This is a genomic window from Alishewanella sp. WH16-1, from assembly GCF_001441695.1.
Classification (GTDB): domain Bacteria; phylum Pseudomonadota; class Gammaproteobacteria; order Enterobacterales; family Alteromonadaceae; genus Alishewanella; species Alishewanella agri.
This window is the reverse complement of the sequence record NZ_LCWL01000048.1, coordinates 1-20,196: the sequence shown is the minus strand read 5'-3', so window position 1 is coordinate 20,196 and position 20,196 is coordinate 1. Positions and strand designations below refer to the sequence as shown.

The 20,196-nt window shown below is 51.9% G+C and carries 18 protein-coding genes; 11 read left to right on the top strand and 7 right to left on the bottom strand.

Features of this window, described 5'->3' with window-relative positions; genetic code table 11:
- The first annotated feature begins 88 nt into the window (after positions 1 to 88).
- The 3 genes from AAY72_RS05065 to AAY72_RS05055 all read left to right on the top strand — a co-directional run bounded on the left by AAY72_RS05065 (position 89) and on the right by AAY72_RS05055 (position 2,605).
- A complete protein-coding gene (locus AAY72_RS05065) occupies positions 89 to 370 on the top strand; it encodes a pyrimidine/purine nucleoside phosphorylase (protein WP_008951668.1) in 282 nt (93 codons plus the stop codon).
- Positions 371 to 390: 20 nt separating this feature from the next.
- On the top strand, positions 391 to 2,193 hold the full coding sequence (locus AAY72_RS05060; protein ID WP_008983946.1) for an ABC transporter ATP-binding protein/permease: 1,803 nt from the start codon (positions 391 to 393) through the stop codon (positions 2,191 to 2,193).
- Between the two features lie 97 nt (positions 2,194 to 2,290).
- Positions 2,291 to 2,605, top strand: a complete 315-nt coding sequence (locus AAY72_RS05055; RefSeq protein ID WP_008983947.1) for a TraR/DksA family transcriptional regulator — start codon at positions 2,291 to 2,293, stop codon at positions 2,603 to 2,605.
- Between the two features lie 37 nt (positions 2,606 to 2,642).
- Here AAY72_RS05055 and AAY72_RS05050 read toward each other — a convergent pair whose 3' ends face one another.
- Genes AAY72_RS05050 through AAY72_RS05040 form a run of 3 tightly spaced genes read right to left on the bottom strand, consistent with a single transcriptional unit; the run spans position 2,643 to position 7,284 of the window.
- Positions 2,643 to 5,681: an efflux RND transporter permease subunit gene (locus AAY72_RS05050; protein WP_057785836.1), complete on the bottom strand. Its 3,039-nt coding sequence runs from the start codon at positions 5,679 to 5,681 to the stop codon at positions 2,643 to 2,645.
- 11 nt (positions 5,682 to 5,692) lie between these two features.
- Complete coding sequence (locus AAY72_RS05045) at positions 5,693 to 6,745, bottom strand: efflux RND transporter periplasmic adaptor subunit (protein WP_057785835.1); 1,053 nt, start codon at positions 6,743 to 6,745, stop codon at positions 5,693 to 5,695.
- On the bottom strand, positions 6,742 to 7,284 hold the full coding sequence (locus AAY72_RS05040) for a TetR/AcrR family transcriptional regulator (RefSeq protein ID WP_057785834.1): 543 nt from the start codon (positions 7,282 to 7,284) through the stop codon (positions 6,742 to 6,744). The genes AAY72_RS05045 and AAY72_RS05040 overlap by 4 nt, the downstream gene beginning before the upstream one ends.
- Positions 7,285 to 7,554: 270 nt before the next feature.
- Between AAY72_RS05040 and AAY72_RS05035 the strand changes: the two genes are divergently transcribed.
- The 6 genes from AAY72_RS05035 to AAY72_RS05010 all read left to right on the top strand — a co-directional run bounded on the left by AAY72_RS05035 (position 7,555) and on the right by AAY72_RS05010 (position 13,128).
- On the top strand, positions 7,555 to 7,971 hold the full coding sequence (locus AAY72_RS05035) for a YccF domain-containing protein (protein ID WP_008983951.1): 417 nt from the start codon (positions 7,555 to 7,557) through the stop codon (positions 7,969 to 7,971).
- 50 nt (positions 7,972 to 8,021) lie between these two features.
- Positions 8,022 to 8,435 carry a DUF3429 domain-containing protein gene (locus AAY72_RS05030; protein WP_008983952.1) on the top strand — a complete coding sequence of 138 codons (414 nt, stop codon included), beginning with the start codon at positions 8,022 to 8,024 and terminating at the stop codon, positions 8,433 to 8,435.
- Positions 8,422 to 8,799: a thiol-disulfide oxidoreductase DCC family protein gene (locus tag AAY72_RS05025; protein WP_008983953.1), complete on the top strand. Its 378-nt coding sequence runs from the start codon at positions 8,422 to 8,424 to the stop codon at positions 8,797 to 8,799. Before AAY72_RS05030 ends, AAY72_RS05025 begins: the two co-directional genes overlap by 14 nt.
- On the top strand, positions 8,787 to 9,143 hold the full coding sequence (locus AAY72_RS05020; protein WP_057785833.1) for a hypothetical protein: 357 nt from the start codon (positions 8,787 to 8,789) through the stop codon (positions 9,141 to 9,143). Before AAY72_RS05025 ends, AAY72_RS05020 begins: the two co-directional genes overlap by 13 nt.
- A gap of 48 nt (positions 9,144 to 9,191) precedes the next feature.
- Complete coding sequence (locus tag AAY72_RS05015) at positions 9,192 to 12,440, top strand: S41 family peptidase (protein WP_057785832.1); 3,249 nt, start codon at positions 9,192 to 9,194, stop codon at positions 12,438 to 12,440.
- Between the two features lie 124 nt (positions 12,441 to 12,564).
- Positions 12,565 to 13,128, top strand: a complete 564-nt coding sequence (locus AAY72_RS05010) for a TetR/AcrR family transcriptional regulator (RefSeq protein ID WP_231728899.1) — start codon at positions 12,565 to 12,567, stop codon at positions 13,126 to 13,128.
- A gap of 10 nt (positions 13,129 to 13,138) precedes the next feature.
- Here the strand turns inward: AAY72_RS05010 and AAY72_RS05005 are convergent, their stop codons facing one another.
- Positions 13,139 to 14,011 (bottom strand): DMT family transporter, encoded by an 873-nt coding sequence (locus AAY72_RS05005; protein ID WP_057785831.1) that lies wholly within the window; start codon positions 14,009 to 14,011, stop codon positions 13,139 to 13,141.
- Positions 14,012 to 14,233: 222 nt separating this feature from the next.
- On the opposite strand from AAY72_RS05005, the gene AAY72_RS05000 reads away from it, so the two are divergent.
- The gene (locus tag AAY72_RS05000; protein WP_082628940.1) at positions 14,234 to 15,316 is read left to right on the top strand and encodes a calcium/sodium antiporter; all 1,083 of its coding nucleotides are present in this window, start codon (positions 14,234 to 14,236) and stop codon (positions 15,314 to 15,316) included.
- 111 nt (positions 15,317 to 15,427) lie between these two features.
- Here the strand turns inward: AAY72_RS05000 and AAY72_RS04995 are convergent, their stop codons facing one another.
- Positions 15,428 to 15,847, bottom strand: coding sequence for a hypothetical protein (locus AAY72_RS04995; protein ID WP_057785829.1), 420 nt, complete (start codon positions 15,845 to 15,847; stop codon positions 15,428 to 15,430).
- A gap of 73 nt (positions 15,848 to 15,920) precedes the next feature.
- A complete protein-coding gene (locus AAY72_RS04990) occupies positions 15,921 to 16,646 on the bottom strand; it encodes an SIMPL domain-containing protein (RefSeq protein WP_057785828.1) in 726 nt (241 codons plus the stop codon).
- Between the two features lie 80 nt (positions 16,647 to 16,726).
- Between AAY72_RS04990 and AAY72_RS04985 the strand changes: the two genes are divergently transcribed.
- Positions 16,727 to 18,592 carry a M1 family metallopeptidase gene (locus AAY72_RS04985; RefSeq protein WP_057785827.1) on the top strand — a complete coding sequence of 622 codons (1,866 nt, stop codon included), beginning with the start codon at positions 16,727 to 16,729 and terminating at the stop codon, positions 18,590 to 18,592.
- A gap of 10 nt (positions 18,593 to 18,602) precedes the next feature.
- Here the strand turns inward: AAY72_RS04985 and chrA are convergent, their stop codons facing one another.
- Positions 18,603 to 19,808 carry a chromate efflux transporter gene (chrA, locus tag AAY72_RS04980; protein ID WP_057785826.1) on the bottom strand — a complete coding sequence of 402 codons (1,206 nt, stop codon included), beginning with the start codon at positions 19,806 to 19,808 and terminating at the stop codon, positions 18,603 to 18,605.
- Positions 19,809 to 20,196 lie beyond the last annotated feature (388 nt).

Sequence of the window (20,196 nt, the reverse complement as noted above, 5' to 3'; positions counted from 1 at the left end):
GCAATAAAGACTTCTAAACGTCTAAATAAAGCTGGTCAAATATCAAGTTTTAGGTTTTACTGACAGCAGATAACTTGAGGAGAACGAGATGTTTAAAGTCAACCAGTATTTTGATGGTAAGGTGGCGTCTATCGCCTTTCAGGGCGAGCAACTGCCTGCCACCGTTGGCGTGATGGCACCGGGGAATTATGAGTTTGGCACCAGCCAGCACGAAGTGATGACGGTAATCAGCGGCGAGTTAACCGTAAAGCTGCCGGGTAGTGACAGCTGGCAAACCTATTCGCGCGGCCAGGCCTTTCAGGTGCCTGCTAATAGCAAGTTTCAGTTGCAAGTCGCCCGTGATACCGCTTACCTTTGCACCTATCAGTAAGCCAGCCGAACGAGTGAACTATGCGTGGCATGCGCAGCGCAGCCAAACAGCCTGAACCACAAAAACGCAGCTATGCGATGCCACTTAGCCAGAGCGTAAAAACGCTCTGGCCTTATTTAATGCAGTTTAAAGTCAGGGTCCTGCTGGCACTGCTCTGTTTGATCGGCGCCAAGGCTGCGACCTTGCTAGTGCCCTTCGCATTAAAAGAGATTGTAGATTCGTTGGATTCCGGTCGCCAGGCTTTGCTGGTGTTGCCCGTGGCCTTGATCCTGCTGTACGGCAGCCTGCGTTTTCTGACGGTATTTTTAGGCGAACTGCGCGATGCACTCTTTGGCCGGGTGACCGAACATGCGATGCGTCAACTTGGCTTAAAGGTATTTCAACATCTGCATCAGCTGGAACTGAGTTTTCATCTCGACCGGCAAACCGGCGGTATCAGCCGCGATATTGAGCGTGGCACTAACGGCCTCAGCTTTCTGATGCGGTTTTTAATGTTCAATATTGTGCCGACGCTGCTGGAAATTCTGGCCGTGGCCGTGATCTTCAGCGTGCTGTTCTCCCCTGTTTATGCGCTGATTACTGTGGTCGCGGTTGCTCTCTACATCTTTTTCACGATCTATGTCACGGAGTGGCGTAATAAATTTATCCGTGAAGCTAATCAGGCTGATAACACCACCAACAGCCGCGCCATCGACAGTCTGCTGAACTATGAGACAGTTAAATACTTTAATAATGAACAGCATGAAGCGAAAATTTACGATGGCTTTCTAGCCAGCTGGGAGCAGGCGCGGCTAAAGAATAGACTCAGTTTATTGGTGTTAAACTCAGGTCAGGCGCTGCTCATTGCGTTGGCCGTAACCGCTTTGATGTATCTGGCAGCACGCGATGTGGTGAATCAGCAACTGAGTCTTGGCGAATTGGTGATGCTAAACGCCTACTTGATCCAACTGTTTTTACCGCTGAACTTTCTTGGCTTTGTCTATCGGGAAATTCGCCGCGCCCTGACCGATCTGGAAAATATGCTCGGGCTATTGACCCGAAAACCGGCCATTATTGATGCAACAGATGCGCAACCACTACAACTTAATGGGGCCGATATTCGTTTTGAGAACGTCAGTTTCCGCTATCAAACAGAGCGGCCAATATTACAGGATCTGAGTTTTCATGTGCCTAGCGGCAGTAAAGTGGCGATTGTCGGTGCCTCAGGCGCGGGCAAAAGCACCATTGCCCGCCTACTGTATCGCTTTTATGAGCTAGAGGCCGGACGGATCCTGATCGATGGTCAGGATATCCGTAAAGTCAGCCTGGAATCACTACGTCGCGCTATTGCCATAGTGCCGCAGGATACGGTGCTGTTTAATACCAGTATTCGCGATAATATTGCCTATGCCAAACCCGACGCCAGCGCCGCCGAAGTGGACCAGGCTATCGCTATGGCGCACCTGCAGGATTTTATTAACAGCTTGCCGCAGGGCGACCAAACCCAGGTAGGCGAGCGCGGTTTAAAAGTTTCAGGTGGCGAAAAACAGCGGATAGCCATCGCCCGCGCCATGCTGAAAGGCTCACCCATTTTAGTGTTTGATGAAGCCACATCGTCTTTAGATTCGGCCTCGGAGCAGGCGATTCTCAAGGCGATGCGCGAGGTGGCACAGCAGCATACCAGCCTGGTGATTGCGCACCGCTTATCTACCATTACCGACGCCGACCAGATCCTGGTGTTGCAGCAGGGACAGTTAGTCGAACAAGGGAGTCACCTGCAACTGCTTGCCGCCAATGGCCGCTATGCCAGTTTATGGCGGCAGCAAGCTGAACAGTCGGACTAACCGCATGCGCTGCACATTTTTTGTGCGCCAGATCAACAGCAGCTTGTAACGGCTCTGCTACAGTTTAAGTTGGTAGAACAGCAAACAGGAGCCGCAAATGCCATTTCAGGAATTTAAAAGTCGCCTGCTAGCCCGAAAATTAGAATTGGAGCGCCAGGTCGCTGCCATTGAGCGCGACTTTGCGCAAGGTCGCAGTGCCGACTTTGCCGAACAGGCAACCGAACGTGAGAATGATGAAGTATTAAGCGCCATAGAACAAAAAGATCGGCAAGAACTGGCACAAATCAACAGAGCGCTTGGCCGAATGGAACACGGCACTTACGATAAATGTGCCCAGTGTGGCGAGGCCATTAAATTGGCACGTCTTACCGCTATCCCCTTTACTGAGCTTTGTATTCGCTGCGCCAAGTAGCCACCGGGCCGGCAAAACCGGCCCTGTTTTAACCAGCTCAGGCCGGTTTTATCCGAAACAGCATGGCATACAGTACCGGCACCGCGACCAGGGTTAATACCGTGGCAAAGGCTAGGCCGGCCATTATCGTTACTGCCATACTATTGAAAAACGCATCCCAAATCAGCGGCAACATCCCCAGAATCGTGGTCAAGGCTGCCAGTAATACCGGCCGGATCCGGCTAACGCTAGCCTGGACTATCGCCTGAACCTTATCGCTGTTTTGCTGAATTTGCAGGTCAATTTCGTCTACCAGTACGATGGCGTTCTTCATCAGCATACCTGATAAGCTAAGGAAACCGAGCAACGCCGTAAAACCAAAGGGCAGACCCGTTGCCAATAAACCGGCGGTCACGCCACAGATAGACATCGGGACAATTAACCAAATCACCAGCGGCTGCTTCAGCGCACCGAACAGCAGAATACTGATCACCAGCATCACGATAAAACTTAAGGGTAATTGCGCGGCCAGCGATTGCTGAGCTTCAGCAGAGCTCTCATATTCACCACCCCAACTCAGTTGATAACCACTGGGTAATGGCAGCGCCTCGATTTTCGGACGGATCAACTTTAAAGCCTGATCGGCGGTATAACCCAAGGCCGGCTCAGCTTCGACAGTAAGGGTTCTTAACCGGTCGCGGCGCTGAATTTTCGCTTCTTCGCTTTGGGTTTGCAGCCCATTAATCACCTGCGTAATCGGAATATAGGTATTATCGTTAGCACTCCAAATCATCCGGTCCTGCAGCCGGTCGATATCGAAACGCTCTGACGCCGGCGGCCTGACCACGATGGGAATTTGCTTGTCATGTTCGCGGTAGACACCACTGCGTACTCCGGTGCTGGCAAACTCCAGTGTTTGCGCCAAATCAGTGCGATTAATACCGGCAACCCGCGCCCGCTCTTCGTTAAAGTCCGGTACGATCACCAGCTCCCGTTGCCGCCAGTTTTGCCGTAAATCGGTGATAGCCGGCTCTTGGCGCATTAACTCGGTAATTTGCTGGCCGAGCTGCCGTAAGATGCGTTCATCCGGGCCAGATACCCTGGCTTGCAGCTTGGCACCACTGCCCGGCCCAAACATCAGTTGCTGGGTGTAGATCTCAGCCTGCGGTAAGCGCGGCGGCAGTTCAGTGCGCAGCCGCTGCATCAGCGGTGGGATCTGGTCACGGTGTGCGGTACGGATAATCAATTGGCCATAGGCGGCATTCGGCTGCTCCGGTGCGTAAGTCAACATAAAGCGACTGGCCCCCGAGCCAACGAAGCTACTGACTGATTCGACTTCGGGTTGCGCCAACACCAAGGCTTCGATTTCTGCCAGATCACGCGAGGTAGCGCGAATATCTGAGCCCTGGGGCAAAAAGTAATTCAGATAAAAAATCGGCGTATTGGAGGCTGGAAAAAATACCTGTTTCACTTGCCCGAAACCGATAACACTAATTAGCGTTAGCAGCGCCAAACCACCCAGAGTTAGCGCTCGTTGGCGCAAGGCAAAGCGCAACACCCTGACATAACGCTGATAAAAACCGGCCGCATAGGGATCGGTAGCAGCACTATTGGCATCGACTTTAAACAGATAATGCGCCAGCAAAGGCGTAACACTAATCGCCAGCACCCAACTTAACAGCAATGAAATCGCGATGACGGCAAACAGTGAAAACAAGAACTCACCGGTACTATCCGGCGACAGGCCAATACCAGCAAAGGCCATAATGCCAATCACGGTCGCGCCTAACAGCGGGATCTGGGTTCGACTGGCCGCTTCATCCGCCGCCTGCCGTGAACTCTGGCCACGCTGCATATTAATCAACATGGTTTCCGCCACAACGATGGCGTTATCAACTAACATTCCCATGGCGATAATCAGGGCACCGAGCGAAATCCGCTCCATTTCGATATTCGCCAGCTTCATAAAGAATACGGTACCCAAGACGGTAAGTAACAAAGTACCGCCAACGACTAAACCAACCCGCCAACCCATGGTCAGACACAGCACCGCAATAACAATGACCACGGACAAGATCAGGTTAACAATAAAGTCGTTAATGGCGTTATCCACCACGACATGTTGCTGATAGATCGGATGTAGGGTTACGCCAAGCGGGATACGCTCTGCCAGTTTCGCCAGATGCCGGTCAACCGCTTTACCTACATCGACAATATTGGCATCAGTCAGGCCGGAAATCGCCAACGTAAAGGCCGGTTTGCCATTAAAGCGGATGAGTTGCGACGGCACTTCAACTTCATCCCGGCGCACTGTTGCAACATCAAAAATGCTTAGTTGCTCGGTTGAGCCCGGTTTGCCAATCCGTAAATTTTCAATTGCCTCAATTGAATCCAGACCTGGTTTGCTGTTCAGGCGAACCCTTTTGTCCCCCACCTGCACCGAGCCGGCTTGTGCTACTGCATTTTCGGTTTGCAGGGTGTTGACCACCAATTGCAATGGCAGGCCAATCCCAAGCAAACGCTCATGTGAGATTTCTACGCTGATTTGCTCTTCCGGTTCGCCGGCGGTCTGGACTTTTGCCACCCCAGGCACCGTCAGCATCTCACGGCGTAAAAAAGTAGCCAGCTCGCGCACTTCGCGATCGGAAAAACCGTCAGTTGTCACGGCATAAAAAATACCAAATACATCACCGAAATCGTCATTAACGATCGGTTTCATCACGCCTGAAGGTAAGCGAATACTGGCATCATTAACCTTACGCCTGAGCTCATCCCAAATCTGTGGCATCTGACTGCCGTCATACTTATCCTGAATTTGCACCCGGATTTCCGATTTACCCGGCATCGACTTGGAGGTAATACGCTTTAATTGTGATAATTGCTGAATACCGGATTCCAGCAATTCCGTCACTTCCTCTTCCACTTCCAACGCAGTCGCGCCCGGATAATGGGTGACAATAATCGCCTCTTTCAGCGTAAAGGCCGGATCTTCTAAGCGGCCAATACTGACCAATGCCCAAAGTCCGCCCAAAAAGCACAGCATAATAAACAGCCAGGTATTAACCTGCTTTTCAATTGCATAACTGGCAATCCGCATCAGAAGGCTCCTTAGTAGGCCACAAAGGGCTGCACCTGCTGCCCGGGCTGTAACTGATAAATCCCGGCAGAAACCACCTGCTCGCCACGATTCAAGCCACTGAGCACTTCAATCTGTTGCTCACGCACCGTGCCAACCTGTACGGCAATGCGCTGCACAGTTTGGGTTTCGGGCTGATAGCGCCAGACATAAAATTGTTCCGGTGTCGCGGTATCCAGTGCCGAGACCGGAATAAGGACGGTGCTGTTAGTGGCAACTTTTTCGGTCACCACATTCACCGTCATACCAGGCAATAAATTAACATCCGGCAAACGTGGCATCGCAAACGAGACCTGATAAGTCTGAGTTAAGGGATCAACTTCAGTGGCATGTTCACGGTAAGCCAGAGGATAGCGTTCGCTGGCGGCTTCTGATAACCGCACTGAAACCAGATAGTCACTGGTATCCCTGACCTGGCGCATAATCTGTTCCGGCACGTTAATATGTACACGCAATTCGGTAATATTTTGCACTCGTAACAATGGCGTACCGGCAGCAACAGTGGCAAAACGCTCGACCAGCCTGCGGGTAACCAGCGCATCAAAGGGCGCTTTAAGTTGAGTGTAGTCCAGATTACGGCGGGCATTTTCCAGCGCCACCCGGGCAATTTCGTAGTTGGTCTGCAACTGATCAAAGGCTGATGGCGTTAAAATACCTTGCTCACGCAAGGGTTTGCCACGCTCCAGATCACGACTGGCCTGCGCCAACTGCACTTCAGCCTGCTCGACGGCCAATTGATAGTCTGCCGGGTCCAATGCGGCCAGTAATTCTCCGGCAGGCACGACTTGTCCTTGCTGCACCGGTAATTCGGTTACCCGGCCACCGACCTGAAACGCCAGATCCACTGTACTGACCGCATCAATACGCCCGACAAAATGCCGGCTATTGGCTTGCTCTTCGCCATTAATGGTATAGAGCTTTACTGTCGGTACTATCACAGTGGCAGGCGGCGTCGCGTCTGAGCAGGCAGTTAAACCAATAACGATACTCAAAACCCAGCAGGGTGATTTAAATGCCATCTTCATACTTGTAGCTCCCGTGCCTGTTGCACTAATTGTTGTTCCAGCGCGCTGCGCTCTGCCGCGGTAAAAGGGGATAAATTAAGTAAATCGTGATAAATCAGTGCTTCACTGGCCAGTAACAGTAAGGTTGCCTGCAGCGCATTGCCATGTTCAGCCTGAATTTGCTGCAGCACATCCTTATTGTGTTGCTGCACCGGCTGTAACAAGGCGGGCTGCTCTGCGGCCGCGGCCAGAATCGCCATCGCGGTATTGCCGGCAATCTGCCGGGTAAAGTGAGCGCGGGTTTGTAATACCGCCGCCAACGCCGAGCTTTCTGTGCGCTCCTGCAAGCTACGCTGGCACTCAGCTTCCTCTATCAACTGTTGCACCATGGCACTAATTAACGCCTCTTTACTGGGGAAGTGATAAATCAAACCACCTTTACTGACACCAGCGGCTTTGGCAACCGCATCCAGCGTCACTTTACCGGCGCCTTTTTCAGCGGCAACACTGAGTGCGGCCTGAATGATTTGACTGTTAGTAAGTTGAGATTTTTTATTCAAGGATAAGCTCCCGTGCCGAGGCCGGTTTGAGGCCACTGTAGCCACAGCAAAAAACCGACCAGTTGGTACAGTAAATTATTATAGATCAGCCGTAGTAAACCGCAACACTGGGATCGAAAAATGACTATATTATGGTGAACCTGACTAATGCTTCGCCGACATAAAATTTATTTCTGTTAAATAACAAACATTTAAAATATGGCATAGAATTGGCATCAGCATAACAGCAAATTCCATAGTGACTTTCGCAACAGCAAAAAGGAAAAACAAATGAGCGTGTTACGATTAATTTTTAACTTCTTCTGGTTTATTTTGGGTGGCTTTGTGATGGGGTTGGCCTGGTGGCTAATTGGTCTGCTTTGTTTTATCAGTATTATCGGCATCCCCTTTGGCCGCGCTTGCTTTGTGATGGGTGAACTGGCGTTCTGGCCCTTTGGTCAGGATGTGATCAACCGGCGTTATCTGAATAAAGTCGACGACATTGGCACCGGTGCCTTTGGCACCCTGGGTAATATTATCTGGTTTGTATTTTTCGGGATCTGGCTGGCGATCGGGCACTTATTTCATGCCATTGTCTGCTTTGTCACTATTATTGGTATCCCGTTTGGTTTACAGCATCTGAAACTGGCCGGTTTGGCGGTGGCCCCGATTGGTAAAACCGTGATTAATAAGCAGCGTATGGTCTGATCCCTGCCGCTATCCGGGGCGTAAAAGCGACATCACAGGATTTATATTTAATGTCGATGATTACGCCTCTGGGTTATGCGGGATTACTCCCTTTTATACTATTACCACTCTGCAGCCTGCTCTGGCCGTTAATGGCGCCGGCACAGGCGATGTTGTTATTCCAATTCTACAGCTGTCTGATTTTAGGTTTTATGGCCGGCGTGCTCTGGCCTGTGCTGTATCAATCGCCGGAGCCGGCAAGCCGTGCTTTGTGGGCGGTGAGTTTTCCGGTGTTGGCCATTCTGGCATTAGCGCTGTTACCAGCCTATAGCGTGCTGATTTTGGCAGCACTCTTTGCTGGTTTACGTTGCTATGAAATAATCAGCGGCGTCAATCTGCGCTATACAGCACCTTACCGTAGTCTGCGTAATCAGCTGACGACTGTGGTGGTGCTGTGTCATCTGGGGTTTTATGTCGCTTACTAATTACAACTCTACTGCGTTGAATAAAAAACTGTTTTTTGATGGCAGCTGCAGGCTTTGCCGGCATGAAATTAACTGGCTGGGGCCGAAACTGCGCGGCAAAATCGAACTGGTTGATATCAGTAAGCCTGATTTTACCGGTTTTGCCGGCGTCAGTCGTAGCCAGATGATGGCCGAAATTCACCTCTGGGATGGCGAACGTTATCTCACCGCCCTACCCGCTACGCTCTATTACTGGCGCACCGCCGGCCTGCGCTTTTTACCCTGGCTGTTAAGCCTGCCACTGGTTAATACCCTGGCCAACAAGGCTTACCAGTTTTGGGCCGCTCGTCGCCAACGTTGTGTCAACGGCCAATGCGATCTTTAAACGGTCGCCGTTCCCGTCGCCCGCCCAGCCGGGCGCAACAGCACAATGACCAACAACTGCTTGCTCTGCATCAGCTTATCGCCGAAAAACTGCTGGCTCAACCAGACCTGGCCCTACCTTTATTGGAAAAGTTGGAACTGCGCTACCAAAGTGGTCTGATTAAACACTGGGGCTATATTCGCTGGTACAGCATGCTGACCCAGCTCGACCAACCGGAGCTGTTTCGCCGTGCCCTGCTGGAAGATAGCGAAAGTATGCGCCGGTTACGCCGCAAAACGCTGCTAACCGGCATTCTGACCGAAGATGAGCGGCAACAGGTGTTAAGCAGCGAGATTTCTGGCTAAGATAAAGCGATTAAGATAACAACTAAACCAAAAACGAAGGAATTGCTTATGCACGCTCGATCTTATCTGGCGCTGTGCTGCACGCTTGCCCTGTGCGGTACCGCTATGGCCAGTGAAGGCAGCCGGCTGTTACGTCAACCTGATATCTCCGCCAATCAGTTGGTGTTTGTGTACGGTGGTGATCTTTGGATTGCCAACCGCGATGGCTCAGCACCGCGACAACTGACCAGCCATCCGGCAGCTGAGTTTGCGCCAAAATTTTCACCCGACGGTAACTGGATCGCTTTTTCAGCAGCCTATGATAATAACACCGACGTTTACGTGATGCCTGCTACGGGTGGCGCCGCGAAGCGCCTGACCTGGCACCCCGGTGCCGATACCGTCAACGGCTGGAGCCCTGATGGCAGCAAGGTGTTGTTTGCTTCAAACCGTGAGGTAGCCAATAGTCGCAGTAATCAGCTATATCAGGTCGCAGTAAGCGGCGGTTATGAACAAAAACTGATGCCAGCCGTGGCCTTTGAAGGTGAGTTATCTGCCGATGGTAAGAAACTGGCTTACCGGCCAAATAATCTGGCCTATAGCGGCAGCAGTGGCTGGCGGCTGCATCGTGGTGGCAGTACGCCACCGATCTGGATCCTCGATCTGGAACAACAACAGCTGGAAAAAATACCACAACCCAATGCCAACAACCTCAATCCGTTTTGGTTAAATAATGAGGTGTATTTTTTATCGGACCGTGATAATCAGGCGGTTAATCTGTTCCGCTATCGCAACCAGCAGGTAGAGCAGTTAACCACACTGCGTGATTGGGATATCCGCTCGGCAGCCGGTTTTGATAATCAGGTGGTATATGAGGCTGGGGGATATTTATACCAGCTGGATCTGACCAGCGGCCAGAGTCAGCAATTGGTGGTGCAACTTAATACCCAATCGGAACAACGGCGGCCGCAGTGGAAAGATGCCAGCAAAACCCTGACCTCAGCCCGTTTATCTGCCACCGGCCAGCGAATTCTGGTTAGTGCCCGCGGTGATATCTTTACCGTACCGGCCAAAGAGGGTTCGACACGTAATCTGACGCAAAGTGCGGGCGTGCGGGAATTTGATGCCCACTGGAGCCCGGACGGCAGCAAAGTGGCCTATATTTCTGATCAGGGTAACCAGCATCAGCTGGTGATCAGCAATCAGGATGGCAGCAGCCAGGCAACCACTATTGCTCTTGGGAGCAGCGGTTACTACAACCTGCTGAGCTGGTCACCGGATGCCAATGTGCTGATATATCAGGACAGCAACCTGAATTTGTATGCTTATGATTTAAAGCGCAAACGCGAAGCCAAACTGGATACGTCATTACGCCGGCAGAATTTTAGCGTCAGTTTTTCACCGGATAGCCGCTATCTGGCCTATACCACAGTGGGCGAAAATTACTTTAGCCAAATCAAGATCTATGACTTTACGCTGCAACGCAGTCAACAGTTAACCGATGGCTTAAGCCATGCCACCAGCCCGGTGTTTAGCCAGGATTATCTGTATTTTGCTGCGTCTGTAAATACGGGGCCGGCGCAGGTAGGTTTGGATCTGTCTACCCGGGAACGGCCGGTGCGCTCAGCGCTTTATGCTGCAGTGCTTGCCGCTAACGGCAAGTCGCCGTTGTTGCCTCGCAGCGACGAAGAAAGCCCGAAAAAAGCTGCCGCCAAAACCGATACCGATGACAAAGCCGCTGTGGTTAAACCGGTACAGTTGGATTTTAACGGCATTCAGGATCGTATTGTTGGCTTGCCAGTGGCCGAGCGCAATTATAGACGACTGGAAGTTGCCAGTGACGGTGCCCTGTTCTATCTGGAGCTGCCACAAAGCGGTGCCAGTAACGAGCCACCAGGCAGCGATAACCGCAATAGCGCCAGCTTGTATCGCTTTGATTTTACAGAGCGCAAAGCAGCGTTAGTTCAGCAAGGGCTGAATGACTACGAGCTGAGCAGTGATGGCAAAAAATTGTTACTGGTCAGTTTACCGAACCGGCTGCAACTGGCTGATGCGGTCGCCAAGCCTGAACCTAAAGCCCTGGATCTGAGTCAGGTGCGTAGCTTTATCGATCCGGCTGTGGAATGGCAGCAAATCTTTGATGATGCCTGGCGGATGCAGCGCGATTACTTCTACGATCCGGCACTGCATGGTATTAACTGGCAAGGTATTTACGATAAGTACCAGCCGATGCTGGCGCATGTGCAGCGCCGTGAAGATCTGAACGACGTGCTGGTCGAGATGATTGCCGAGCTACAGGTTGGCCATAACCGGATTGGTGGCGGCGATATCTACCAGGCTGCCAGCACCGGCGTAGGCTTACTGGGTGCCGATTTTGCAATTGATAATAATCGCTACCGAATCCAAACTGTATATCAGGGCGATCGCTGGAGCCCCTTCCTGCGCGCGCCGCTGGCGACGCCTGGCGCCAGTGCCAAGGCCGGTGATTACCTGCTGGCCATTAACGGTGTCGAGCTCACTGCTGCGCAAAATATCTATCAGTTGTTAGATAATACGGCCGGCAAGCAAGTTCGCCTGACACTGGCCGACGATGTGCGTGGCCGTAACAAACGCGATATTACTGTAGAGCCAGTTACCGATGAAAGTCAGCTACGGCTCTGGCATTGGGTAGAAAACAATCGTAAACGGGTTGAAGAAAAGACCCAGGGCCAGGTTGCCTATGTTTACCTGCCAAATACGGCCGATGGCGGTTTCTACTTCTTTAACCGGATGTTCTTTGCGCAAACCGAAAAGCCGGCGCTGATTATCGATGAGCGTAAAAATGGCGGCGGTCAGGCGGCGAACTATATCACCGAAATTCTGGCCCGCCCCTTCCTGGCTGGCTGGAAAGATCGGGCCGGCGCCGGCTTTACTACGCCGGGAGCGGGTATCTATGGCCCGAAAACCATGTTAATTGACCAGGATGCCGGCTCAGGCGGCGACTTCCTGCCCTGGGCTTTTAAACGGTTGGGCCTGGGCAAAACCATAGGTACCCGTACCTGGGGTGGTCTGATTGGTATTTCGGCTAATCCAGCGATGATCGATGGCGGCTTCCATGTGGTGCCCTATTTCCGCTTCTATACGCCGGATGGCGAATGGCGGGTGGAAAACGAAGGGGTGGCGCCGGACATCGAGGTAGAGCTGGATCCGATAGCCGTTAACCGCGGCATCGATGTGCAGCTGGAGCGTGCAATTGAACACACGCTGCAACAGCTAAAAGCCAACCCACCGCAGGACCACCGGCAGGCGCCAGCCATGCCAACCAAGTTGGGGTTGTAAGCATTAGTGCTGCATACAAACGCAGCACGCTCTAATCAAACGCCGGCACAGATTTCACGCTGTTGCCGGCGTTTTTTCGCCCGCTGCCACTATACTTAACTCAGTATTGCAGTCGGAGCCAAAGATGCCAATGGAAGTTCCCTCTAAAGCACAGATCCTCGACACCGCCTTACAGCTGGCTGCCACCAGCAGTTGGGAGCAATTGCGGCTCTGCGATATCGCTTCAGCCCTTAACTGTCCGCTCAGTGCGCTTTATCAACAGATCAGCACCAAAGATCAGCTGGCCGATGCCTGGTTTGACCGTGCCGATCAACAGATGCTAAGCCACAGCTATCAGGGGCGGTCAGCAAGCGAGCGCTTATATTTGGCCATTAGCAGCTGGCTTAATGCTCTGGCCCCTTATCAACAACAAACCGGGCAAATGTTGCTGTATAAGCTGGAACCGGGTCATGTTCATCTGCAGGCAGCGGCGCTGCTTAGGATCAGCGCGACGGTGCAGTGGCTGCGCGAAGCGGCAGCACTAAGTGCCAGTGGCCTGGCGCGAATTGGTCAGGAACTGGCACTCAGCGCGCTTTTTGTCGGGGTTTTTGTGCATTGGTTAAATGACCGTTCAGACGGGCAACAGCAAACACTGCAGCTGCTGCAACGAAAACTGAGTGCCGGCGATAAGCTGGGCTTGTGGCGCTGATGTTGGTAAGCTAATGACCGCGCCTTTGCTGCCACAGCAGATACAAACCACAGAGCATAATAACAGTGGCACCGAGCAAAACACTGCGCCCCGGATACAGTTGCCATAACGCAATATCAAAGCCTATGCCCCACAGCAGCGCCGTATACTCAAAGGGCGCGACTATTGCCGCCGGCGCAATGCGAAAGGCTTCGGTAATCGTAATTTGCCCCAGAAAGCCACAGACACCAATCAGCAGATAGACCGGCCATAGCTGCGCTTGTAACGGCTGCCAGTTCGGCAATGCCAGCGCTGTGGCACCCAGGGTTAAAAAGGTCATCAGCCAGAACACCATATTGGCAGCGCTGTCTGAGCGCGCCAGCACCCGCACCGTAATCGCTGACACCGCATAGCAACAGGCCGCCAACAGTGCCGCTAAAGCCCCTAAACTTAGCCACTGCCCGGCATCCGGTTTTAACATATAACACACCGCCGCCAGGCCAATCACCAACACCAGATACTGCCGCGGTGCCACATACTCTTTCAGCCACCAGGCCGACAGCAGGGTAATAATAAAGGGCGCAGCAAAGAAAATGGCATAAGCATCGGCCAGTGCCAGCGTTTGCAAGCTAAATACAAAGGCCCACAGCATGGTAATACCGAGTGCAGCGCGCAGCAGATGCAGCGACCAGCGGGTTTGAAATATGTGTTTAATAGCGCCACTGCTGCACAACCACAGCAAAACTAATGGCCAGGCTAAGGCACCACGTAGCGCGGTGATCTGCATCGGGCTATGATACGCCGTTAAAGCTTTCATACCGGCATCCATCGCCGAAAAAAACGCCACCGCCAGCAGCATAGCGATAATACCGCGCAGTGGGCGGTCAATCAGGGGTTGCGACATTAAGCAGGACCTTAAACAAGAAACAGCAGTAGGATCGGGCGGCAAATTATAGCAATTGGTGTAAGCCGCTGCACCAACAGCCGCGCCAGTTTATTAGCGTTTAGGTATGAAAGACAAAAATACCTTGCTTAACACCTGATTTTTTAGTCGGGTTTCGGGTTACAATTGCGCCGGTTTTATTATTCGTCTTAACCAATACCATACTTTTTAGGATGCATCGTCATGTTAACCTGGTTAATGCTTGCTGCTGGGCTTATTTTACTGGTGATCGGCGCGGATACCTTAGTCAAAGGTGCTGCCCGCTTAGCTGCTTCTTTTGGTGTGCCAACCTTAGTGATCGGTTTGACTGTGGTCGCCTTTGGCACCAGCGCTCCTGAGCTTGCCGTTTCAGTGAAAGCCGCCTATTCCGGCCAGGCTGAGCTGGCTATCGCCAACGTGGTTGGCAGTAATATCTTCAACGTTCTCTTTATCCTAGGCGTGTCAGCACTGATTATGCCACTTATCATTTCCAAGCAACTAATTCGCCAGGACGTGCCTATTATGGTACTGGTTTCAGTTGTTGCGATGTGTATGGCGTTAAATGGTCAGATTTCACGTTTTGAAGCCGCTATATTGTTTGCAGGTTTACTCGCATACACCGCTTTTCTGTTTTATCAGGGCAAATCACAGCCCGCTGCAGAAATGGAAGATGACGAAGTCGGCGAGATGCTGAAAGAGAAAAAACCTGCCTGGCACAGTGCTATGCTGGTCGTAGGTGGTTTGGTGTTACTGGTGTTGGGTGCACGTTGGTTAGTACAAAGTGCCATTGAACTGGCTACCGCTTGGGGTGTTAACGAAGCCGTGATTGGTCTGACCATCGTTGCTGCCGGCACATCTTTGCCAGAAGTAGTCACATCGATTATCGCAACGATTCGCGGCGAGCGTGATATTGCCGTCGGTAACGTAGTCGGCAGTAATATCTTTAATATCCTCTGTGTATTAGGTTTATCTGGTTTAGTCTCACCCACGCCGCTGCTGGCTGGTGCCCAAATGTCTGCGATTGATATTCCGGTGATGGTAGCCGTGGCAGTGCTTTGTGTGCCGTTTTTCTTTGCCGGTGCAATTCTCAACCGGATAGAAGGTACATTATTCCTGCTGTGTTATGTGGCTTATACCTGGTTCCTGATTGCTCTGTCACTAAAACTGGATTATCTGCCAAGCTTACAACAAGGTATTCTGTTTGGTTTGGTACCAGTCGTAGCGCTATATGTCGTTTATAGTCTGACGATGGATCTGCGGCAGCGGATGAAACACCGAACCAATTAACGAACAGCGCACTCATCGTCGTAATAGCCTCCGGTTTCGGTTTGCAAGTCTTACCTGTATCGGAGGCTAAAATTAGCGTGAATTGACTTTTTGGCCAATCACGCGGCTTAATTAGACGCAACGTTGTAACGAAGCATGGTGGACGCTGAAGCCTTGCTGTTCCAGCCAGTTAAAAGCATCATCTTCATTCGCGTACCCCCGCCGCTCAAAGGTCGGAGTTTTCTCGATAATCATTTTATCCAGTTGATAGCGCTTAACACTGTGCGGGCAATAAACCTGAGCGGTAACAATCAGACCATTTTGCAAACACCAGCCCACCAGTTCCTGCACTATCGGCTCAATATCGGGCGTACCCAGTTGCCAGTCATCCAGATACACGATATGCGCCCAAGGCTGACCGGTAAGCCTGCTGGCGGCAGCCTTAAAAGCCCGGCTATAATCCTCAGCCGAAAAACGATCCCAGCAGCCACGAATACAAGCCAGAACTACCCTGTTTTCAACCCAAATCTGAAACGCTTTTGCTTCGACCATTAATAGTCCCCTACCTGCCTGCCTAAAGCATAGCAGCTGAGGATCTTACTGCTTAGCGCTAACTTGATATGGCTTAAGGATTGAGCTTATAAATGACATTCACGCTTTTTTGCAGCGTAATCTGTTTCGGCGCTAACAAGGCCCCGGCCATGCCGCTGTCGGCACTCATTTTCTCCATCCGGCCATAACTTACCTGGCCACCGCCAAAGCCAAAATCACCGGCCAGATTACCGAAACCAGCGTTCTCGGTAATGGCAAACACGGTGCTGAGTTTTACGCCTTGCGCCGCGGCTAAGCGGTTGGCACGGGCACGGGCATCCGCGCCGGCTTTTTCACTTAGCGTCAGTTCAAATTCCTCGCGTTTGCTGTGATCAAAGCTGCTGTGAATAGAAAAAATCTGTGGCTGGGTAAACAGATAATCCATTACCGTCACATACTGCTCCAAATTCGTCAGTGTCAGGGTGATCGGCTGACTGGCTTCATAGCCGGTGATGGTTCTGTCCTGGTAGTCTTTATACAGCGCTTCTTTATTGATCTGCGCCGCATCCAGTGCTTTCTCAGTTAAGCCTTGCGCTTGCAAAAACTTCAGCAAACTTTCGCCTTGCTGATACACAGCCCGGGTAGCCTGTTCAGCAGTTGCCCCCGTCTGGCGCAAGACAAAGCGGATCTGAGCTTTGTCGGGGGCCACTTCCAACGTCGCCTGACCGGTAACATTGATAAACGGAAAATCAGGTAACGGACTGGCGGTGACACTGGCAGCAGCAACTAACAGACTAAAAGCGGTGGTTAATCTCAGCATGATGGTTCTTCCCTTTACATAAGTGCGACTATTACATACCTTGTTGACTGTACTTTAGCTGAATAAGAATAAGGTTTGCTATGTCGTTACGTTTTTCTGCTCTATCTTGTGCACGTGCTTCTGCACTGGGCGCGCTGCTGTTAGGTAGCTCATTAATCCAAGCCGCTGATGATGCCTATACCTACGCCAATTTACAGGATGTGAAAGTCAGCCATCTCTATCTGGATTTGGCGGTCGATTTTGAACAAAAAGCCCTGACCGGTTTTGCCGATCTGACGTTAAACTGGCAAAACCAAACGGCGAACACGGTTTATCTGGATACCCGGGATTTAGTCATTAAACAGGTGTATGCCCGCCGCGCTGATGGCCAGTGGCGTAAAGTGCCCTTTAGTTTGGCCGCCGCTGAGCCGGTGCTGGGTAGTAAGCTGACGATAGAGCCGGGTTTTCAGGCCGATACGCTACGTATTCATTATCAGTCACAACCGCAGGCCTCAGGCTTGCAATGGCTGAGCAAAGAACAAACCGCTGCGAAAACGCAACCCTTTATGTTTAGCCAGAATCAGGCGATCCATGCCAGAAGCTGGATCCCGATTCAGGATACGCCCGCGGTGCGCCTGACTTATAGTGCCCGCATTCAAACTGACAAAGACCTGCTGGCGGTAATGAGTGCGCCAACCGCCCCCGGCGCAGTGCGCAGTGGCGATTACCGCTTTACTATGCCGCAGGCGATCCCGCCCTATTTGCTGGCCATCGCCGTCGGTGATCTCGAATTTAAAGCCATGAGTGAGCAAACCGGCGTTTATGCCGAAGCTTATATTCTGGAGGCCGCGGCCAAAGAGTTCGCCAGCACGCAACAGATGATTGATGTAACCGAACAGCTATACGGTGACTATCGCTGGGGCCGTTATGATTTACTGATCTTACCGCCCAGCTTTCCGTTTGGTGGCATGGAAAACCCGGTGTTGTCTTTTATTACACCCACGGTAGTGGCTGGTGATAGTAGCTTGGTTAATCTGATTGCCCACGAGCTGGCGCATTCCTGGTCCGGCAATCTGGTGACCAACGCGACCTGGCAGGACTTGTGGTTAAACGAGGGCTTTACCTCCTATGTTGAAAACCGCATTATGGAGCAGGTGTTTGGCACCGATCGCGCCATTATGGAGCAAGCCCTGTCGGTGCAGGATCTAAAGCAAGAATTGTCCAGTCTGGATCCGGACGATAGCCGGCTCTACCTCGATCTGAAGGGCCGCGATCCGGATGATGCTTTTAGTGGCGTGCCCTATACCAAGGGACAACTGTTTCTGATGTTTTTGGAAAGCCGCTTTGGCCGTGAGGTCTTTGATCCTTTCGTCAGAAAATACTTCGACGATCATGCCTTTCAAAGTATCACCACGGCGGCCTTTGAAGCTTACTTAACAGCGAATTTGCTGGATAAGCATCCCGGAAAAGTCAGTGCCGCCGAAGTGCAGGAATGGATCCATGGCCGGGGCTTACCGGCGACAGCCCCCAACCCGCAATCAGATGCCTTTGTCAGGGTACAACAACATAGCAATGCCTGGTTATCAGGTTTACGCACCCTCGATGAGCTGCCGACGGCAGACTGGACAGTGCATGAGTGGCTATATTTTATCAATAACCTGCCGCTGAGCATTAGTCCCGGCCAGTTACAGCAGCTGGATAATGGCTTTAACCTGACGCAATCGACCAATAGCGAAATTGCCCACGCCTGGTATCTGTTAGCCCTAAAAACCGGCTATCGCGAAGTGCTACCGGCATTAGAGCGCTATCTGATTAGCATCGGGCGGCGCAAACTGATCCTGCCACTGTACCGCGAGCTGGCGAAAACGCCGGATGGCCTGGCCTTCGCCCGTAAGGTCTATCAACAGGCGCGGCCAGGTTATCACCCACTGGCGCAGGGTAGTGTCGATGAGATTCTAAAGCAGTAACTAAGGGGCTCTACAGCACCCTTACCATACCAATCAGGGCGCCAGCCAGCACCAGTAACCAGGCTGGCAGGCGCCAGAATTGTAGCGCAATAAAACCCAGCAGTGCCAGCGCAAAATCAGTGGCTCCGAACACACTACTTTGCCAGATTGGCTGATACAGCGCTGACAGCAGAATGCCGGTGACGCTGGCCCCCACGCCGGCCATTAAGCGACTGACATGGATAGAAGCGCGCAGTGTTTGCCAGTACGGCAGCACCGCCGCCAACACCAGAAAAGACGGTAAAAAGATGGCCAGCAGCGCTACTACCCCACCCCAAACACCGCTTAGTTCACCATTACTGGCGGCACCTAAAAAAGCGGCAAAGGTAAACAAGGGGCCGGGTACCGCCTGCGCTGCCGCATAACCGGCAATAAAGTTATCGGCGCTGACGAGATCCGTTGGCACCACTTCGGCCTGTAACAGTGGCAATACCACATGCCCACCGCCAAATACCAGCGCACCGGCACGGTAGAAAATATCGAACATGGTGACAACAGCACCGGGATAGAGCTGCGCCACGAGCGGTAAACCGAATAACAAGACCAGAAATAACAGACCGTAAGCCTTGGCTGCCGTATTCGACACACTAAGAGGTAAGGCAGAGGCCGCAGCGGCTGCTTCCTGCTTTAACAGAAAATAACCGAGCAGTGCACCAAGCAGGATCACTACAGGTTGCAACCAGATAACCGGAAATAACAGCAACAACACCGCACTTAGCGCCATAATGCTGACTTTTGGCACCGTATTACATAAACTTTTTGCCATCCCCCAAACCGCATGAGCGACCACAGCAACCGCCACCAGCTTTAAGCCCTGCAAGGCGCCCTGCAACAGCGGGCTTTGTAAAATCGCCAAACTTAGGCTAAACGCAATCAAAACCCCAGCCGATGGCAGTGTAAAACCCAGCCAGGCAGCCAGCGCACCGCGATAGCGCCCGCGCAATAACCCAAGCGCTAAACCAACCTGGCTACTGGCCGGGCCGGATAAGAACTGGCATAACGCCACCAGTTCAGCATAGTCGCGTTCAGTCAGCCATTTACGTTTTTCAACAAACTCGGTACGAAAATAACCAAGATGCGCTACCGGCCCGCCGAAGGAGGTCAGGCCCAGTACCAGGAAAATCCGGAAGATGCTCCAGAAGTTATTTGTCGATGTCTCAGTCATGTTTTTAATCATTATTCCTTGCTAAATTCTGCTCGCTCGCAGATGTCATTTAAGCCCTTAGCCACTCTATTTTAAACGCTACCGCTACACATAGTTACGCAGATTCAAACCCGTTGCATCCGGCGGCAAGCACACCGTACAACTTTGACGGGACACGCTGTGAATACATCCCTGTACGGTTACAAACTTCATCCTGAAGTTTGCCCTACGGGCCAGCTAAAGCTGTTCAAATTTGCTCCCGGCAAATTTGTGTCATTTTTCATCCCTGAAAAATACATTCCCTTACAAAGTGCACGGAATGCTTACCGCCTAGTCTTGTGCAGGTGACGCTCTGAGATATTATTCGCGACGCCTCACCGATATTAGTTAAGCCCTTAGTTGCGGTAGAATTTTCGTAACA

Bases quoted from the DNA above. Each gene is read 5' to 3' on its own strand.
- AAY72_RS05065 (WP_008951668.1), top strand. From the start codon at position 89: ATGTTTAAAGTCAACCAGTATTTTGATGGTAAGGTGGCGTCTATCGCC.
- AAY72_RS05060 (WP_008983946.1), top strand. From the start codon at position 391: ATGCGTGGCATGCGCAGCGCAGCCAAACAGCCTGAACCACAAAAACGC.
- AAY72_RS05055 (WP_008983947.1), top strand. From the start codon at position 2,291: ATGCCATTTCAGGAATTTAAAAGTCGCCTGCTAGCCCGAAAATTAGAA.
- AAY72_RS05050 (WP_057785836.1), bottom strand. From the start codon at position 5,681: ATGCGGATTGCCAGTTATGCAATTGAAAAGCAGGTTAATACCTGGCTG.
- AAY72_RS05045 (WP_057785835.1), bottom strand. From the start codon at position 6,745: ATGAAGATGGCATTTAAATCACCCTGCTGGGTTTTGAGTATCGTTATT.
- AAY72_RS05035 (WP_008983951.1), top strand. From the start codon at position 7,555: ATGAGCGTGTTACGATTAATTTTTAACTTCTTCTGGTTTATTTTGGGT.
- AAY72_RS05030 (WP_008983952.1), top strand. From the start codon at position 8,022: ATGTCGATGATTACGCCTCTGGGTTATGCGGGATTACTCCCTTTTATA.
- AAY72_RS05025 (WP_008983953.1), top strand. From the start codon at position 8,422: ATGTCGCTTACTAATTACAACTCTACTGCGTTGAATAAAAAACTGTTT.
- AAY72_RS05020 (WP_057785833.1), top strand. From the start codon at position 8,787: ATGCGATCTTTAAACGGTCGCCGTTCCCGTCGCCCGCCCAGCCGGGCG.
- AAY72_RS05015 (WP_057785832.1), top strand. From the start codon at position 9,192: ATGCACGCTCGATCTTATCTGGCGCTGTGCTGCACGCTTGCCCTGTGC.
- AAY72_RS05010 (WP_231728899.1), top strand. From the start codon at position 12,565: ATGCCAATGGAAGTTCCCTCTAAAGCACAGATCCTCGACACCGCCTTA.
- AAY72_RS05005 (WP_057785831.1), bottom strand. From the start codon at position 14,011: ATGTCGCAACCCCTGATTGACCGCCCACTGCGCGGTATTATCGCTATG.
- AAY72_RS05000 (WP_082628940.1), top strand. From the start codon at position 14,234: ATGTTAACCTGGTTAATGCTTGCTGCTGGGCTTATTTTACTGGTGATC.
- AAY72_RS04995 (WP_057785829.1), bottom strand. From the start codon at position 15,847: ATGGTCGAAGCAAAAGCGTTTCAGATTTGGGTTGAAAACAGGGTAGTT.
- AAY72_RS04990 (WP_057785828.1), bottom strand. From the start codon at position 16,646: ATGCTGAGATTAACCACCGCTTTTAGTCTGTTAGTTGCTGCTGCCAGT.
- AAY72_RS04985 (WP_057785827.1), top strand. From the start codon at position 16,727: ATGTCGTTACGTTTTTCTGCTCTATCTTGTGCACGTGCTTCTGCACTG.
- chrA (WP_057785826.1), bottom strand. From the start codon at position 19,808: ATGATTAAAAACATGACTGAGACATCGACAAATAACTTCTGGAGCATC.